Here is a 17,389-nt window from a genome sequence, read left to right as displayed (position 1 = left end):
GTGCGGTTGTGGTCGCACCCGACGCGCCCGCGATTCAACCCATGATTTGCTTCGCCCCGCACTACGTTCGCACCGTGGCCAGACGGCCGCACGGCCCCACCGAACATCGAGGACTCGCCAGATGCCCCGCCCCCAGCGCTTCTCCGACATCTCCGTGGCAGGCAAGATCACGCTGCTCACCACGCTCCTTCTACTCTGCTCGGCAGCTCTGGGCGGCGTGGGTCTGCTGGCTGTCACCCAGGCGCGCACCGACATGCGTGCCCTGACCACCGAGGCTCTGGTGCCGGTCGAGGAGCTCGCGCAGACCCGCGCGAGCCTGCTCTCCGAGCGGATCTGGGCGCTGTCCTACGTCGCGAGCACCGAGCGGGCGGCCAAGGACTCGTACCTGGTGTCGCTCGCGGAGTCCCGCGCCCAGACCGACGACGGGCTGACCGGGTTCGGGAGCACCGCCGACGCCGGCGACCAGGCGGACCTCGAGCGCACCACCGCGCTGATCGCCGACTACCGCACGATGATCGACGAGGACTACCTGCCTGCCGCCGACGCCGGCGACACCGCGACGGTGCGTGACCTGCGTGACAGCAAGGCGGCACCGATGATGGCGGACATCGTCGCCGGGATCGACGCGCTCACCCACGCGCAGGACGTGCGTTCCGAGGAGATCATCGCGGACGGCGAGCGCACCACCCGCAACGCCGCACGGCTCATCGGGCTGAGCCTGGCTGCGGCGATCGTGATCGGCATCGGCCTCAGCCTGATCGTCACCCGTTCGGTGCGCCGCCCGCTCGCGCGGGTCGTGCACGTCATCGACGGGCTCGCGCACGGCGACCTCACGCTGCGCTCGGGAATCACCACCGCGGACGAGGTCGGCACCATGTCGCGGAGCCTGGACGCCGCGCTCGACGCTGTCAACGAGACCCTGGTGCGGACGGCCGACGGCATCCCGACCCTCACGGACGGGGCTGCCCGCCTCACGACCACCGCCGAGGTCATCACCGGTTCGGCCGGCGACGCGGCGGAACGGGCGGTGACCGCCGCGGCGGGCGCGACCCAGGTCTCCCAGTCGCTCGCGACCGTGGCCGCGGGCGCCGAGCAGATGAACGCCTCGATCCAGGAGATCGCGCACAACGCGTCCTCCGCGGCCCAGGTCGCGAGCCGCGCGGTGCGCGACGCGGAGGACGCGAACAGCACCGTCGCCCGCCTCGCGGAGTCCAGCCAGGAGATCGGCAACGTCGTCAAGCTCATCACCACGATCGCCGACCAGACGAACCTCCTCGCGCTCAACGCGACGATCGAGGCCGCCCGTGCGGGCGAGGCCGGCAAGGGGTTCGCGGTCGTCGCCGGCGAGGTCAAGGAGCTCGCCCAGCAGACCGCCCGTGCCACCGGCGACATCGCTGCGAAGGTCGAGGCGATCCAGGCCGACAGCTCGTCGGCAGCGGACGCGATCAGTGACGTCCTCGCGGTGATCTCGCAGATCAGCGACTACCAGATGACGATCGCCTCGGCCGTCGAGGAGCAGACGGCCACCACCCGCGAGATGGCGCGCGCGGTCTCGCAGTCCGCCGACGGTGCCAACGAGATCGCGGTTGCCGTGGACGGGGTCGCCACGGCGACCGCCACGACCGCCGAGGGCGTCGGGCAGACCCACTCGATCGCACGCGACCTGACCACCATGAGCACCGATCTCGAGGCGCTCGTCGGCCGGTTCACGCTGGCCCGCGGGCAGCAGCCCCGCTGACGGGCGGCCGTCACCGGCGCTGGTCCCGTCAGGCCCGCCTGGCCTGACGGGACCGCACCGGGCTGGTGGGAAGGACCGGCTCGTCCTCGACCACGACGTCCGCCTCGACGCCGAGGAAGCGGCCGTACCGGTCGGCCTCGGACCGGATCCCGGCCCGGACGCCGTCGTCGAACGGGACCTCGAGCGGGGTGAAGGTCAGGGTCGCGCGCCGGGCGCCGACCTTGCGCGACCACAGGCCCGCCACGTGGCCGTCGACCACGACGGTGGGCTTGAACATGCCGTTGCCGCCGGGGACGGTGAGGAGCGCGTGCTCGTCCGCGAGCGAGGCCGTGCGGTCCGTGTAGCCCAGCAGCAGCTCGTCGAACCCGGGCAGCGCGAGCACCGGGGCGTGCTGGGCCGGCGGGGTGTCGAGCGCCTCCGTCACGGCCCACAGCGTGGTCCCCTCGTGGTCCAGCCCCGTCAGCGAGCCCTGCAGCTCGTCGACGGCAGCACGGACCGCGCGGACGGGCAGCTTGGACCACCAGGCGACATCGGCGACGCTCGCCGCTCCACGTCCCGCGAGGTGCCGCAAGACGACCTCACGGACGGCGTCGGCACCGCGCAGGTCGCGGGGATCGCTGACCCACTCGTCGAGCAGCACCAGGTGCTGCTCGGCGCCGTGGAACGGACCGAGCACCACGACACCCTCGAGGCCGAGGTGCCACAGCAGGTGGTAGCCCCGCTGCTGGTCGGTGCGCACCCCGGCGTCCTCGAACGCGGCGAGGAGCTCGGAGCGGGCCAGCGAGCGGCCACCCTCGAGCGCCCGCACAGCGGCGTCGCGCGCGAGGGTGAACGTCGTGGCGTCGAGGTTCAGCTCGCGTTCGCGTCGGGCGGCGGACGCGAGCATCCGGTCGCGGGTGAGCGCGAGCACCCAGGGCAGGTCGCGAGCCGCGAGGACGTGCAGGGTGCCGCGGAACGGCCAGCTGCGCACCAGGTCTCCGGACGTGAACGCGCCGCGCACGTCGGCCACGTCCGCGCCGGGCGACCGTCGGCCGATCGACCACAGCACGCCCGGGAGGTCCTGCCCCTGGAGCGCGAACAGTCGACCCACGGCACCGGCAGCGACGTCCGACGCCGGCCCGGGCGGGGGAGCAGGGTCGGACGGGCCGAGCCCCTGGGCGCTCAGCCGAAGCCGCAGCAGCTCGGTCGTGCCGATCGTGAGGGTCGCCCCGTCAGTATGTCGAGGGCGACCCACGCGGCCGCGGCGACGGTGCGGGCGACCGGCGCCGCGTCAGACCAGCGGCAGGATCTGCTCGCGGACCTCCTTGCGCAGCACCTTGCCGAGCATCGAGCGGGGGGTCTCGTCGATCGCCACGATGCGGCGCGGCACCTTGTACGCCGCGAGGTGGGTGCGGCAGTGGTCACGCAGCGCGTCCTCGTCGAGCACGGCGCCCGGCTCGAGCTCGATCGCGGCGACGACCATCTCGCCCCCGCGCTGCAGGGGCTTGCCGACCACGGCGGCGTCGGCAACGGAAGGGTGCAGGCGCAGCACCGACTCGACCTCGGTGGGGGAGACGTTGAAGCCGCCGGTGATGATGAGCTCCTTGGCGCGGTCGACGATCGTGGTGAACCCGTCCTCGTCCACGGTCACGATGTCGCCCGTGCGCAGCCAGCCGTCGGGCAGCAGGGTCTTGGCGGTCTCCTCCGGGTTCTTCCAGTAGCCCTGGAAGACCTGGGGGCCCTGCAGCAGCAGCTCGCCCGGCTGACCCTGGGCGACCTCGATGGTGGGGTCGTCGAGGTCGACGACCTTCATGCGCGTCGACGGGAACGGCACGCCGATGGTGCTCGCGCGGCGCGTGGGGTGGAACGGGTTCCCGAGCGCCACGGGCGACGACTCGGTCATGCCGTAGCCCTCGACGAGCAGGCCGCCCGACATCGACTCCCACAGCTCGACCACGTGCTCGGGCAGGTTCATGGCCCCCGAGATGCAGAACTTGCACGACCGCAGCGAGACGCCCCGCTCCTTCGCGGCGAGCGCGGTGCGCTCGTAGATGGGCGGCACGGCGCAGTAGACGGTCGCGGGCGACTTCTTCATCGCGTCGAGGATCAGGTCGGGGTCGAACTTGGGGAACAGCACGATCAGGGCCTGCTTGCGGATGCCGTAGGTCAGGTACAGCGTCATGCCGAACGCGTGGAACATCGGCAGGATCGCGTAGAAGATCTCCTTGCGGTACTCCGCACCGTGCATCCACGCCTCGCCCTGCAGCGCGTTGGCGTACAGGTTCAGGTGCGTGAGCATCGCGCCCTTGGGGTGGCCCGTGGTGCCCGACGTGTACTGGATCGCGGCCAGGTCGTCGACCGACGGGCGGGGGTGCGCGGGGTCGATCGGGCCGTACGTCAGCAGCGACTCCCACGTGAGGGTCCCGGGGGCCGCGGCGGTCAGCGAGTCGCGGGTCGCGCGGAGCTTCTTGACGGGCAGCTGCAGCGCGAGCCGCTTGGCCGTCGGGAACGCCTTGAGCAGGTTGACCGAGACGACGTGGTCGATCTCGACGTCCGACGGGAAGGCGCGGATCGCGGCCGCGGCCTTGTCCCAGGCGATGACGACGCGGGCCTGGTGGTCCTCGAACTGGTGGCGCAGCTCGCGTGACGTGTACAGCGGGTTGTGCTCGACGACGATCGCGCCGAGCCGCAGCACCGCGTAGAACGCGACGACGTGCTGGGGGCAGTTGGGCAGGACCAGCGCGACGCGGTCACCTGCCCGCACCCCGAGCCGGCGCAGGCCCTCGGCCGCGCGGGCGACCTGGTCACCGAGCTGCGCGTACGTGGTGCGACGCCCGAAGAACTCCATCGCCGGGTGCTGTCCCGCCTCGGCCACCGAGCGCTCGAACATCTCGACGAGCGACTCCGTGGGGAGATCGATCTCGGCGGGGACGCCCGGCTGGTAGTTCTTCACCCACGGCTGCTGGTCAGTCTGCGACATGCACCTATGGTCTCGCGCCTTGCTGTGCCGGACCGCCACTTCGGGGGGTGACGAGAGCAACGTGCCGCACGGGGAGCCGAAGCCCTTGTGGCGCACCTCACATGCTCTCTACGGTGAGACTGCCACGTGACACGAGTCACCTGGACAAAGGCCTCAATGGGGAGGACTGAACCGCATGACACCACACCCCACCCTCGATCCCGCACCCCACGCCGCGCGCGGCCCGGGCCGGCGGCACCTGCGACGCGTCGCGGTCGGTCTCGCCGCGACGCTCGTGCTCTCGGCGGCCCTGACCGCCACCGCGACCGCCGGGACGCGCCCCGGCACCGGCCACGGCTCCGGGCGTCCCGACCTCGGCCCCGACGTCGTCGTTTTCGACCCGAGCATGCCGGTGAGCGAGATCCAGGCGACCGTCGACGCGATCAACTCCCAGCAGATCGACGCCGAGATGGGGACAGCGCGCAAGGCGCTGCTGTTCCTGCCCGGCGAGTACGGGACCGCCGAGCAGCCGCTCCAGATCAAGGTCGGCTACTACACCGAGCTCGCGGGCCTCGGCGCCTCACCCACCGACGTCGTCATCAACGGCAAGATCGAGGTCTACAACCGGTGCCTCGAGGACGACGGCACGAGCAACTGCCTCGCGCTCGTCAACTTCTGGCGCACGCTGTCCAACCTGACCCTGAACATCAACGGTGCAGGGCAGGACGGCTGCCGGGCCACCGCGAACTTCTGGGCCGTGTCCCAGGCGGTATCGATGCGACGGCTCAACGTCACCGGCGGGACGCTCTCGCTCATGGACTACTGCACGGCCGGACCGCAGTACGCGAGCGGCGGCTACATCGCCGACAGCAAGGCCGGCGCTGTCGTCAACGGGTCCCAGCAGCAGTGGCTGACCCGCAACAGCACCATCGGCAGCTGGTCCAACGGCGTGTGGAACGCGGTCTTCGCGGGCGTCGAGGGCGCCCCGACCGACGCGACGTTCCCCGACCCGCCGTACACGACGCTCGACACCACGCCGCTGAGCCGTGAGAAGCCCTACCTCTTCGTGGACGCCAAGGGTCGCTACAACGTGCGGGTCCCCGCCGCGCAGCGTGACACCGCCGGCGTCACGTGGGACGAGGGGATCACCCCCGGCCGCACGATCCCCCTCGGCGAGTTCTTCGTGGCGAAGCCGTCCGACTCCGTGCGCACCATCAACGACCAGCTCGCACGCGGACGCCACCTGCTGCTCACCCCGGGGGTGTACGACGTCGCCCAGTCCCTCGCGGTCACGCGGGCGAGCACAGTCGTGCTCGGGCTCGGGCACGCGACCCTCACCGCGGTGCGCGGCGCGGTGCCGCTCACCGTGGCCGACGTGCCCGGCGTGGTCGTCGCGGGCCTGACGATCGACGCGGGGACCGTGAACTCACCGGTGCTGCTCCGGGTGGGGACGGCGAAGGGGAGCCACCGGCACGGCGCGAGCGACCCGCGCAACCCGACGACGCTCAGCGACGTGTACTTCCGCGTCGGTGGCCCGCACGTCGGCAAGGCGACGGTCAGCCTCGAGGTGAACAGCGACGACGTGCTCATCGACCACCTGTGGGCCTGGCGTGCCGACCACGGGGTCCCGGGGTCGTTCGGCTGGGACGTCAGCACGGGCCGCAACGGCGTCGTCGTCAACGGCGACGACGTGACAGCGACCGGCCTGTTCGTCGAGCACTACCAGCAGTTCAACGTCATCTGGAACGGCGAGCGGGGCCGCACCGTGTTCTTCCAGAACGAGCTGCCGTACGACGCGCCGAACCAGGCCGCCTGGCAGCACGACGGCGTGCTCGGCTGGGCCGCGTACAAGGTGTCCGACAAGGTCAGGCAGCACGAGCTCTGGGGTGGCGGCGCGTACGTCTACACCAACGTGGACCCGACGCTCCACGCCACCCGCGGGTTCGAGGTGCCCGTCACGGCCGGGGTGCGGCTGCACCACGTGATGACTGTCAACCTCGGCGCGGGCACGATCGACCACGTCGTCAACGACACCGGAGCACCGGTCGACAACAGCAACACCGGGACGCCCAGCTTCGTGGTGTCCTACCCGTGACCGGCACGTCCGGCTGAGGGACCGAGCGGTTCGAGCAGCGGGCGGCGCGGGTGGTCGGGGTCGAGCACCCCGGCCGCCCGCGTGCACGCCGACCCGGCCCGACGGGGGACGGTCAGGTCGACTCGCGCTCGACCACCCGCAGGACCGCGGGGAACGGGGCCGGCTCGGCCGCCCCGTCGATCGCGGCGAGCACGGCCGCGGACAGGTACAGCGCCTGGGCCTCGATCCCCTGGGACACGCTCGTCAGAGCGGGCACCGCGAGCCGCGCGGCGGGGACGTCGTCGACGCCGATCACGCCCACGTCCTGCGGGACGCGCAGCCCCACGGCACGCAGCCCCGCCAGCACCGCGAGGGCGACCTCGTCGTTGTAGGCGGCGACGCCGGTGACGGGGGTGTCGACCTCCCGCCAGCCGCGCACCGCGACCGCCGCCGCACCCGGGTCCAGGTCGACCTCCCGGACCACCGGCTCGGGCAGCCCGCGCGCCCCGCACTCGAGCCGCGCCCCCTGCAGCCGGCCCGTGGTGAAGTCGGCGAGCCGCTGGTCCGTCGGCGCCGCGTAGGCGATGCGGCGATGGCCGCGGTCGGCCAGGTGCGCCACCTGCAGCCGCCCGATCCGGACCTGGGACACGGCGTGGGCCCCGGGGTCACGCGGGTCCGTCTCGAGCTCGGTGCCGACCACCTGGATGCCGGCCTGGCGCATCGCGCGCTCGTCCTCGGGGGCGAACTCGGTGAACCCGACGACGGCCCGCGGGGTCACCGAACGCCACAGCTCGGCCAGCGGACGCCGACCCCTGCCGTGGTGGACCAGCACCGCGAGCCCGCGTCCGCCGAGCTCAGCCGCGAGGAGCTCGAGCAGCGAGTCGACGACCGGGCCGATCGGCCAGTCGGGAAGCACGCACAGCACGAGGTCGCTGCGTCCGGTGCGCAGCGTGCGCGCCGCGGCCGACGGCGCGTACCCGAGCCGCTCCGCTGTCTCGCGCACCCGTTCCCGGGTCGCCGCCGAGATGTGCACGCCCTGCGTCGCGTTGAGCACGTAGCTCACCGTGGTGCGGGAGACCCCGCTCTCGCGTGCGACGTCCGCGCTGGTCACGCCCCGCACGTCGACCTCCTTCGGCAGCACCCGCTCGGTGCGCCCACCCTAGCCGCGCGCCGGGTCGCGTCGGTGGGCTCGTGCAGCGGGTGCCGGGCCTGCCGCGAGGTCCGGTGCTACCGCGCGCGCCGACGACGCCCCGACGACCCGCCCCCGGCGGCCCCCGAGAACGTCACGGCCACACCGATGAGGAAGCCGAAGTTGTACCAGCGGCCCACGTTGTGCACCTCGTAGATGTTGACGTCGTGGTCGAACAGCGAGATCACGAAGGTGACGGGGCTGATGAACCCCTGCCAGAGCCCCAGCCAGAAACCCGCCTGGTCGGGCCCGGCTCCCTGCGCGTCGTTGGGTCCGGCCGCGCAGGCCGCCAGCACCAGGAGCCCGACGACGAGCAGCACGGTCAGGGTGGTCTGCCGTCGCGTCATCGCGCTCACCTGTCCTCGGTCGCCAGTCCATGGTGGCTGGGCGTCGGTCGCTGGGGGTCGTCGGTGCTCGATCCCATGCTGCACCGGCCGCGCGTCGTGCGCAGCAGGGGGCCGCCCGTGGTCGGGGCTGGCGATGCGGGGGAGTGCTGGGCCAGGATGCGGGCATGGAGCCGCTCGGGCGCTCGCGGGTGCGCACCCCGGCCATCGTGCTGGCGGCCGGGGTGGTCCTCGCCTGCGCCGGGTGCAGCGCCGACGCCCCGGTCCGGCCCGCCGCGTCCGCGTCGCCGGCGGTGACCGCGCCGCTGCCCGCGGAGATCTCGGTCGAGGTGCACCAGGCCCGCGCCGAGCTGGCCGCGCGCATCGTGCGCGTGCGCGTGACGAACGGGGGTGACGACGACCTGGTCGTCAGGTCGGTCGAGCTCACGGGTGGCGGGTGGGCCACCGCCGCGACGTCGGACGGTCCCGAGGAAGCGCCCCCCGGGTGGACGGCCGACGTCCCGGTCCACCTCGGCACTCCCGCGTGCGGGTCGAGCGCCGACGAGCCCGTCGTGGTGGCCATCGAGCTGGCGCACGCGACGCCACCGGACGCGACGCCGGGCACGAGCACCGAGGAACCCGTCGTGGTGCACCTCGTGACCGACCCCGACGACCCGCACGGGGTGCTCGCGCGCGCCCGCGACGAGGACTGCGCGGGCGCGGCGATCGCCGCCGGTGCGCGGGTGTCGCTCGACGCCGATCTGGAGGTCGTCGAGGCACCCGAAGGGCTGCGGGTACGGATGACGTTGCGGCTCGCCCCGGTGCCCGGCGGCCCGCGGGTGGACGTCGACGCGGTCGACGGGACCACGCTGCTGACCCCGGTCGGCGACCCGCAGTGGCACCCGGGGCTCACGTCCGCGACCGGGCAGCCCGTCAGCGCTGTGCTCGAGGCGACCGCGGCACGCTGCGACCCGCACGCCGTCGCGGAGGACAAGCGCGGCGGGTACCTGCCGCTGCGCGCGCGGGTCGACGGCGTCGAGCAGACCGTGACGTACGTGCCGCTGCCCGAGACGGCCCGCGCCGCCCTGCACGAGTTCGTCGCCCGCGCGTGCGGGTGGCCCCCGGACTGACCCGAGCGGGTGCGGCAGACCTCAGAGCACAGTCGCGAACGCGTCGAGATCGGCCAGCGGGTCCGGCCCGGACGGGGTGAGCACCACGCTCGCGGCGCCCGCGTCGTGCATCTGGCGGATGCGGGCCCGGCACGCGTCCGGGGTGCCCGCGACCGCGAGCTGCGCGACCCAGGCGTCGGGCAGGGCCGCCGCGAAGGCCTCGCGCGAGGCGCTGCGGGCCCGGAGCTCGGCGAGCTCGGCGGCGAACGGCAGGGGAGCGACGTGGGGTGACCAGTCGGGCTCGCCGATCCAGGCGAGAGCGGGCCGGACGGCCGCGTACGCGACGGCGGCGTCGGGGTGCACGCTCGCGACGTTGTACGCCACGACCCGGTGCCCGGGGGCGTCCCCGATGTGGGAGCGGGCCGCCGCGATGTACTCGGGGGTGGCGGGCTCGGCGAGCACCGTGCCGTCGGCCGATCGGCCCGCCTCGGCGAGCGAGCGCGGACCACGGACGCCCGCGAGGACCCGCGGCACTTGAGGAGCCGGACCCTCGAGGGTGACGTCCGCCAGGCGCACGTGGCTGCCGTCGACCGAGACGATCTCGCCGCGCAGCAGGGCCCGCAGCGCGACGGACTGCTCGCGGAGCAGGGTCAAGGGGCTCGCCGGCCAGGCGCCGACCTGCCGCATCCACCCCGGCATGCCGTGCCCGATGCCCGCGTCGACGCGCCCGGGGAACATCTCGGCGAGGGTGTTGAGCTCCATCGCGGTGAACGCCACGTTGCGGGCCCCGACCGGCAGGATGCCGATGCCCACCCGGATCCGGTCGGTGACCGCGAGCACCGCGGCCGCCTGCGCGATCCCGCCCCGGAAGCCGAGGTCCTCGACCACCCACAGCTCGTCGAACCCCGCCTGCTCCGCCCGCCGTGCGAACGGCAGCACGGACGGGGCGGGCAGGTCTCGGGGGAGCAGGATGCCGACAGCGGCGTCGTCGTTCGTCATGGGCAGCAACCTACCGACCCGCTGTCGTGCGGGTGACGAGCTACTTCACCGCGCCCGCGGTCACGCCGCGGGTCAGGGTGCGCTGGAACAGCAGGAAGAAGATCAGCGTCGGCACCAGCGACACGAGCGCACCGGCGTTGAGGGTCGGGACGTCGAGCATGCGGTCGCCCTGGAGCGAGGCGAGCGCGATCGGGACCGTCTGGGTCGCGTTGGTCGTGAGCATCACGAGCGGGATGAAGAACTCGTTCCAGGTCCAGATGAAGAAGAAGATCACCAGGACGCTCATGCTCGGGCGCACCACCGGGAACACCACGCGCCACAGGATCTGCCAGCGCGAGGCCCCGTCGAGCCGCGCGGCCTCGAGCAGCGCGGGCGGGAAGGTGCCGAGCACCGACGCGAGCAGGTACGTGCCGAACGCGGACTGGATCACGGTGAAGATGATGACGATCGACCACTGCGAGTTCCCGAGGCCGAGCTCCTGCATCATCGTGAACAGCGGGTAGATCAGCACCTCCTGCGGCAGCATGTTGGCGAGCAGGAGCAGCGCCACGATCCACAGGCGGCCCTTGATCCGGCCGACGCCGATCGCGTACGCGTTGAACAGCGAGAGGACCACAGCGAGCACGGCCACGAGGCCTGAGGTCCAGATCGAGTTCCAGAGCTTGGTCTCGAAGCCGACGCGCTGCCAGAACGACGTGAGCCCGTCGAGGTACAGGTGGGTCGGGAACGACAGGGGGCCGTTGGTCGAGTAGTCCGTGGGGGACTTGAACGCGTTCAGCAGCATGATGATGAACGGCGCCAGCATGAGGATGGCGACGATCACGGCGGCCGCGAGCATGAGCCACGTCGCGAGGGTCTTCTTCGGGCGTTCTGTCGTCGAAGCGCTTGCGCCGCGGGGGTGCGAGATGACACCAGCCATGTCAGCGGCCCTCCTCTTCCCGCCGCGCGCTGCGGTTCTGGAAGTACTGGATCGCCAGGGCGATCACGATGATGATGACGGTCAGGACTGTCGCGATGGCGGCGCCGTAGCCGACCTTCGACTTGTCGAAGAAGTTGAGGTACGAGTAGTACGACGGCACGAGCGTCGAGCTCTCCGGACCACCCTTGGTCAGGACGTAGACCGGGCCGAAGACCTTCAGGGCCGCGATGGTGCACGTCAGCGAGATGACGAACGTCTCGGGCTTGATCTGCGGCACCGTGATCGCCCGGAAGCGGCGCCACCAGCCGGCGCCGTCGAGCTCGGCGGCCTCGTAGAGCTCAGGGTCGACGCGCTCCATCGCCGACATGAAGATGACTGTCGGGTAGCCGATCTGGAGCCAGATGAGCACGAGCATCACGGACGGCAGCGCGGTCGAGGTCGAGCCCAGCCAGTTCGGCGGGTTGTCGAGGCCGATCGCCTGCAGCATCTCGTTGAGGGCGCCCGTCTGGGAGTTGAGGATCCAGTTCCACAGGATCCCCGCGATCGACACGGGCAGGATCTGCGGGAGGTAGTAGCTCGCGCGCAGCACGCTCGCCACGCGGCCGCCGAAGTGCTTGCCGATGTAGTCGAACAGGACCGCTGCCAGCACGAGGCCGACCAGCGTCGGCACGACGACCATCGCGACGATCATCGACACCGAGTTCTGGAACGACATCCAGAACTTCTCGTCCGCGAACAGGTTGGTGTAGTTCTCGAGCCCGACCCACCGCATCGGGGCGTTGCCGCCCTTCCACTTGTGGAGGCTGTACCAGACGTTCATCGCGAAGGGCGCGAGGATGATCGCCGTGAATCCGACGGCGCCCGGCAGGAGGTACCACCAGTAGGGGGACGGTCGGCGTCGCGACCGACGGATCGCTGTCGTCCGCGGGGTGCTCTCGGCGACCACCGGCGCCGTTCGGGTTGCTGACATCTCTTCGGTCCTTCGTGGGTGGACGGGCGCGTGGTGCCCGGGGTCGTTCCCGGGCACCACGCGCACTGCGCGTCGAGCGGGTCAGCCTTCGAGCAGGTCGGCCCGGCCCTCGGCATAGGCGCTCTCGAGGTCGGAGAGGACCTCGGCGGGCGACTTGGACTGGTTGGCGAGGGACTGCATGCCGCTCGCGACCACGTCGTAGAAGCCTGCGACGGGCCAGTCGGGGTAGAAGGCGAGGCCGTCGGCCGCGATGATGTCGTTGAACCCCTCGGTCAGGGCCTGCGTCTTCGGGTCGGAGATGACCGACGGGTCGCCGGCGACGGGCAGGCCGCCCTTCTCACCGAGGATGTTCTGCACCTCGGGGCGCAGGGTGATGTCGATGAAATCGGCCGCGAGGTCCTTGTTCGCCGAGTTCTCCGGGACGACCCAGAGGTTGCCCGACGAGCCGATCTGCAGGTCGCTGCCGGGGAACTTGAACTGGCCCCAGTCGTACTGGATCTCGTCGGCGAGGCGGCCGAACCACCACGAGCCGGAGACCATCATCGGGTAGGTGCCCGAGATGAACGACGTGCCCATGTCCTCGGCGGTCAGCCCGGCGACGTCGGAGGCGACGTAGCCCTTGTCGATCCACTTGGCGAGCGTCTCGGTGCCGGCCGTCATCTCGGGGCCGTGGAAGTCGACGTCGTTCGCGAACAGCTGGTAGTCGTCGACGAAGCCGCGGTCGGCGTTGGCCAGCACGAGGTCGTACCAGAGCTGGCCGAGCGGGTACTCGGCACCGGCTTCCGCGAGCGGGGTGATGCCCTGCGCGACGAACGTGTCCATGACGGTCTCGAACTCGGCGAGCGTGGTCGGGACCTCGACGCCGGCGGCGGCGAACATGTCCTTGTTGTAGAAGACGGACACGTACTCGCCGTAGTTCGGCACGCCGTACCAGTCGCCCGAGCCCATCAGACCGGCCTCGTCGTACTTGGCCGTGGTCTGGAGCGAGCTCGAGAGCGTGTCGTCCCAGCCGAACTCCTCGGCGTAGTCCGTGAGGTCGGCGAGCAGCCCCTGGGAGGCGAGCTGGCCGGCCGTGGCGTTGCCCTTGTTGTACTCCATGACGTCCGGCACGTCGTCGCCGGTGAGGACGATCTTGGCGTTCTTCTGGATCGCCTCGAACGTCTGGTTCTCGACGACGACGTCGACGCCGGGGTGCTCGTCCTTGAAGATCTTGATGGCGGCATCCCACGCCTGGCCCATGGCCGAGGTGTCGGACTCGAAGTGCCAGACCGTCAGGGACTCACCGTCGCCCGACGCGCTGTCGGACCCTCCGGAGCAGCTCGCGAGTGCGAGCGGCACGATGGCCAGAGTCGCGACCAGACCGGCGCGACGGGACAGGTTCTTCATGTTCTTGGTCTCCTCATCGAGAGCAGCAGGTCGCGCGTCGGCCGCCCTTCGACGAGCCAGTCGGCGTCGCGGATCAGGCTGTCGAAGCGCTTCGATTAGGAGTATCGGTTGAACAAATGCCGAACGTCAAATGGGCCGGTCAGAGGCGCAAGGAGCGCCCCCCGACGAGGTCGGGTCCCCCGGCCGAGGCCTGCTCCACCGCGCCCAGCGCCGCAGCTGCGACCCCCGCGCGACGGGCGGACGAGGACAACGTCTACAGCATCAACCTGGAGGTGGCCGACGGGGCGTGAGCGGGCGCCGGAGGGCCGCGGAGGGCACCCACCCGCCGAGCGTCTGAGGTGCCCTGCGGCACGGCGTCTGCTCACAGGGCAGACGACAGTGGCGGCGCGGGGCCCTAGAACGAGCGCGTGAGGGCTGTCCCCGCGCGGAACACCGGGACGAGGACGAGCACCAGCGCGGCGGTGACCAGCGGCGCGAGCGGGAACGTGTGGACGGGCGCCAGGTGAGCGCTGAGCCCCGCGCGAGCGATGACCTGCGCTGCGGCGATCTGCGGGAGGAACGGCGCGACCGCGCCCCCGACCACGATCGCCCCGGCCGCAACCATGAGCCGGCGCGGGTTGCCGACGGCGAACGGGTCACCTGCGGCGATCGACCTGAGCACAGGGCCCACCGCGAGGGCGAGCACGAGCAGGGCCAGCCCGCCGAGCAGCACGTCGCCTCGGCTGAGCACCTGCTCGGGGACCGACGATCCCCACAGCCGCAGGGTCAGCCGCGAGCCGGAGCCGTCGAGCCACCCGTCGGGCACCGTGAACGCCGCCGTGACGGCCCCGGTGGCGGGTGCGCCGGGGGCGGCGAGCAGCGTGACCGGCACCCGGACCGCGGCCGGTGCCTGGGTCGCGCCGTTGATCGCGTAGAGCACGCCCCACACGCCTGCGCCCCAGCCCAGCGCCGTCAGCGCCCGGGCCAGCGTCCGGACACCTCCGGCATGAGGCACCGGGGGCGCGAGCAGGGTGTCGTCCACAGAGGGCTCCGCGTGGTCGTAGATGCCGGAGAGCTCGGGCGCTCAGCGGGCTGAGCCGACCGTACATTTTCGTCGATGCCGTCAGGAAGAGGGGCAACCCGAACGGACGCCGGCTGCGCGCCCACCCTCGCAGGGCAGACTTCGCCTGTGCCCGTCGACCCGTTCGCCCGTCTGCTCGCCGCCCCTCCCGACCTGCCGGTCGTGACGGGTCTCCCGGCGCTCGCGGACGCCGTGCGTGCGACGGGCGCGGCGGTCGTGCAGGCTCCGCCCGGAACGGGCAAGACCACGCTCGTCCCGCCGGCGTTGGCCCTGGCGGTCGACGGCCGGGTGGTCGTGACCCAGCCGCGCAGGCTCGCCGCCCGGGCTGCGGCCCGTCGGCTGGCCGGCCTGCTGGGGGAGCCCGTCGGGCAGAGCGTCGGGTACGCGGTGCGTGGCGAGCGTCGCAGCAGCGCGGCGACCCGGGTCGAGGTCGTCACGACCGGCGTGCTGCTGCGCCGTCTGCAGCGCGACCCCGAGCTCGCGGGCGTCGACGCGGTGGTGCTCGACGAGTGCCACGAGCGGCACCTCGACGCCGACCTGACGACGGCGCTGCTCGTCGACGTGCGCGCGAACCTACGCCCCGACCTCGTGCTCGTGGCCATGTCCGCCACGGTCGAGGCCGCGCGCACGGCTGAGCTGCTCGGGCAGGGTGCGGCCGTGCCCGTGCCCGTCGTGGAGGTGCCCGGGGCGCTGCACCCGGTGGCCGAGCACTGGTGCCCGCCACCGCCCCGCGTGCGCCGCACCGACGACCGCGGGGTCACCCCGGCGTTCCTGGACCACGTGGCCGCCGTCACGCGCCGAGCCCTCGCCGAGCACGACGGCGACGTGCTGGTGTTCGTGCCCGGGGCCGGGGAGGTCTCCGGTGTCGCCCGACGCCTGGCCGGGGTCGACGCCGACGTGCGCCCGCTGCACGGACGCCTGCCGCACCGTGAGCAGGACCTCGCGCTGACGGCGGGTCCCCGCCGACGCGTGGTGGTCTCGACGGCTGTCGCCGAGTCCTCGCTCACCGTCCCCGGGGTCCGCGTCGTGGTGGACGCGGGGCTCGCCCGCCAGCCGCGCACCGACCACCGCCGTGGCCTGGCCGGGCTCGTGACCGTCGCTGTGAGCCGCTCCGGTGCCCGTCAGCGGGCCGGCCGCGCCGGGCGCGAGGGCCCGGGCGCGGTGTACCGCTGCTGGTCGCCCGCGGAGCACGTCCAGCTGCCCGAGCACCCCCAACCCGAGATCATGACCGCCGACCTGACCTCGTTCGCGCTCGAGCTCGCCTGCTGGGGCAGCCCCGGTGGCGTGGGCCTCGCCCTCATGGACGCACCGCCCGCGGGGGCGATGGGTGCCGCGCACGAGGTCCTGGTGGGGCTCGGCGCGCTCGCGGACGACGGACGCGTCACGCCACGCGGCCGGGACGTCGCCCGGGTCGGCGCCGACCCCCGGCTCGCCCGGGCGCTGCTCGACGCGGCAGACCTGGTCGGACCCCGCCGGGCCGCCGAGGTCGTCGCGATGCTGTCCTCCGACGTGCGTGCCCCCGGCGGGGACCTGGTCGCGGCGCTGCGCGCGTTGCGCCGGGGCGGGGCGGAGGCCGCAGGCAGCGGATGGTCCGACGAGACGCGACGGATGCAGCACGCGCTGTCCGAGGCGGCACCGGTCGCGCACGGCGCCGGCCCGGCCCGGCCGGGTGCGACCGGGCGCCCACCCCACCAGCTCACCGACGACCTCGCGGTCGGTCTCGTGGTGGCGCTCGCCCACCCGGACCGCATCGCCCGGCTGCGGCCCGGCGGGACGACGTACCTCATGGCGTCGGGCACGGGTGCCTCGCTGCCCGCCGGGTCGCCGCTGCAGGGTCTGCCGTGGCTCGCGGTGGCCGACGCCGACCGCGCGGCAGGCCGTCGGGACGCGACTGTGCGCTCGGCCGCGCCGATCGACGAGGACCTCGCGCTCGAGGCCGCGCCCGCGCTGTGGCGCGAGGCCGAGACCGTCGCGTGGTCCGACGGGGTCGTCGCGCGACGTACCACGTCCCTCGGGGCGATCGAGCTGACCTCGGCCGCGCTGGTCGACCCGCCGCGCGAGCTCGTCGTCGCCGCGGTCCGCGACGGCCTGGACCGGGAGGGGCTCGCCGTGCTGCGCTGGTCGGCGGGCGCCGTGGCCCTGCGTCGACGCCTGGACTTCCTGCACCGTGCGCTGGGCGACCCCTGGCCGGACGTGAGCGACGCGGAGCTGCTCGCCGGGCTGGACCGGTGGCTCGGACCCGACCTCGCGCGGGTCCGCGGCACCCGCGACCTCGCCCGCATCGACGTCCACGCCGCGCTGCGCCGGCTGCTGCCGTGGCCGCAGGCCGCCCGTCTCGACGAGCTCGCCCCCGAGCGGCTCGCGGTGCCCAGCGGCTCGTCGGTGCGCGTCGACTACGACGGCGAGCAGCCGGTGCTCGCGGTGCGGCTCCAGGAGGTCTTCGGTTGGCGGGCGACCCCGCGTGTCGCCGACGGGCGCGTGCCGGTCCTGCTGCACCTGCTCTCTCCGGCCGGACGCCCGGCAGCCGTGACGGCCGACCTCGAGTCCTTCTGGCGCACGGGCTACCCGCAGGTGCGCGCCGAGCTCCGCGGCCGCTACCCCAAGCACGCGTGGCCGGACGACCCGCTGCAGGCCGAGCCCGTGCGCGGCGTGCGCCGCCCGCGCGGCACCTGAGGGTCCGGAGC

13 protein-coding genes are annotated in these 17,389 nt (G+C 73.0%); 4 read left to right on the top strand and 9 right to left on the bottom strand.

Features of this window, described 5'->3' with window-relative positions; all coding sequences use genetic code 11:
- Positions 1-121: 121 nt before the first annotated feature.
- Positions 122-1,738 (top strand): methyl-accepting chemotaxis protein, encoded by a 1,617-nt coding sequence (locus ACGIF2_RS01930; protein WP_396042896.1) that lies wholly within the window; start codon positions 122-124, stop codon positions 1,736-1,738.
- Between the two features lie 28 nt (positions 1,739-1,766).
- Here ACGIF2_RS01930 and ACGIF2_RS01925 read toward each other — a convergent pair whose 3' ends face one another.
- Positions 1,767-2,972 carry a winged helix DNA-binding domain-containing protein gene (locus ACGIF2_RS01925; protein ID WP_396042894.1) on the bottom strand — a complete coding sequence of 402 codons (1,206 nt, stop codon included), beginning with the start codon at positions 2,970-2,972 and terminating at the stop codon, positions 1,767-1,769.
- A 36-nt stretch (positions 2,973-3,008) separates the two neighbouring features.
- A complete protein-coding gene (locus tag ACGIF2_RS01920) occupies positions 3,009-4,697 on the bottom strand; it encodes a long-chain-fatty-acid--CoA ligase (protein ID WP_396042892.1) in 1,689 nt (562 codons plus the stop codon).
- Positions 4,698-4,872: 175 nt separating this feature from the next.
- Here ACGIF2_RS01920 and ACGIF2_RS01915 point away from each other — a divergent pair, with 175 nt between their 5' ends.
- Complete coding sequence (locus tag ACGIF2_RS01915; protein ID WP_396042890.1) at positions 4,873-6,771, top strand: adenylyl cyclase; 1,899 nt, start codon at positions 4,873-4,875, stop codon at positions 6,769-6,771.
- 112 nt (positions 6,772-6,883) lie between these two features.
- On the opposite strand, the gene ACGIF2_RS01910 is transcribed toward ACGIF2_RS01915, so the two are convergent.
- Positions 6,884-7,891 (bottom strand): LacI family DNA-binding transcriptional regulator, encoded by a 1,008-nt coding sequence (locus ACGIF2_RS01910; RefSeq protein ID WP_396042888.1) that lies wholly within the window; start codon positions 7,889-7,891, stop codon positions 6,884-6,886.
- 86 nt (positions 7,892-7,977) lie between these two features.
- A complete protein-coding gene (locus tag ACGIF2_RS01905; RefSeq protein WP_396042886.1) occupies positions 7,978-8,286 on the bottom strand; it encodes a hypothetical protein in 309 nt (102 codons plus the stop codon).
- Positions 8,287-8,450: 164 nt separating this feature from the next.
- Between ACGIF2_RS01905 and ACGIF2_RS01900 the strand changes: the two genes are divergently transcribed.
- Positions 8,451-9,392, top strand: a complete 942-nt coding sequence (locus ACGIF2_RS01900; protein ID WP_396042884.1) for a hypothetical protein — start codon at positions 8,451-8,453, stop codon at positions 9,390-9,392.
- Positions 9,393-9,413: 21 nt separating this feature from the next.
- On the opposite strand, the gene ACGIF2_RS01895 is transcribed toward ACGIF2_RS01900, so the two are convergent.
- The 5 genes from ACGIF2_RS01895 to ACGIF2_RS01875 all read right to left on the bottom strand — a co-directional run bounded on the left by ACGIF2_RS01895 (position 9,414) and on the right by ACGIF2_RS01875 (position 14,666).
- On the bottom strand, positions 9,414-10,370 hold the full coding sequence (locus ACGIF2_RS01895) for an LLM class flavin-dependent oxidoreductase (protein WP_396042882.1): 957 nt from the start codon (positions 10,368-10,370) through the stop codon (positions 9,414-9,416).
- Between the two features lie 40 nt (positions 10,371-10,410).
- Positions 10,411-11,289 (bottom strand): carbohydrate ABC transporter permease, encoded by an 879-nt coding sequence (locus ACGIF2_RS01890; RefSeq protein WP_396042879.1) that lies wholly within the window; start codon positions 11,287-11,289, stop codon positions 10,411-10,413.
- 1 nt (position 11,290) lies between these two features.
- Positions 11,291-12,259, bottom strand: coding sequence for a carbohydrate ABC transporter permease (locus tag ACGIF2_RS01885; RefSeq protein ID WP_396042876.1), 969 nt, complete (start codon positions 12,257-12,259; stop codon positions 11,291-11,293).
- Positions 12,260-12,340: 81 nt separating this feature from the next.
- Complete coding sequence (locus ACGIF2_RS01880; protein ID WP_396042874.1) at positions 12,341-13,645, bottom strand: ABC transporter substrate-binding protein; 1,305 nt, start codon at positions 13,643-13,645, stop codon at positions 12,341-12,343.
- Between the two features lie 394 nt (positions 13,646-14,039).
- Positions 14,040-14,666, bottom strand: coding sequence for a hypothetical protein (locus ACGIF2_RS01875; protein WP_396042872.1), 627 nt, complete (start codon positions 14,664-14,666; stop codon positions 14,040-14,042).
- 147 nt (positions 14,667-14,813) lie between these two features.
- Here ACGIF2_RS01875 and hrpB point away from each other — a divergent pair, with 147 nt between their 5' ends.
- On the top strand, positions 14,814-17,378 hold the full coding sequence (gene hrpB, locus ACGIF2_RS01870; protein WP_396042871.1) for an ATP-dependent helicase HrpB: 2,565 nt from the start codon (positions 14,814-14,816) through the stop codon (positions 17,376-17,378).
- The last annotated feature ends 11 nt before the right edge of the window (positions 17,379-17,389 follow it).

Source organism: Cellulomonas sp. P22 (assembly GCF_044392165.1).
Note: the sequence above shows the minus strand (reverse complement) of the source record. Positions and strands in the feature narration are given on the sequence as shown.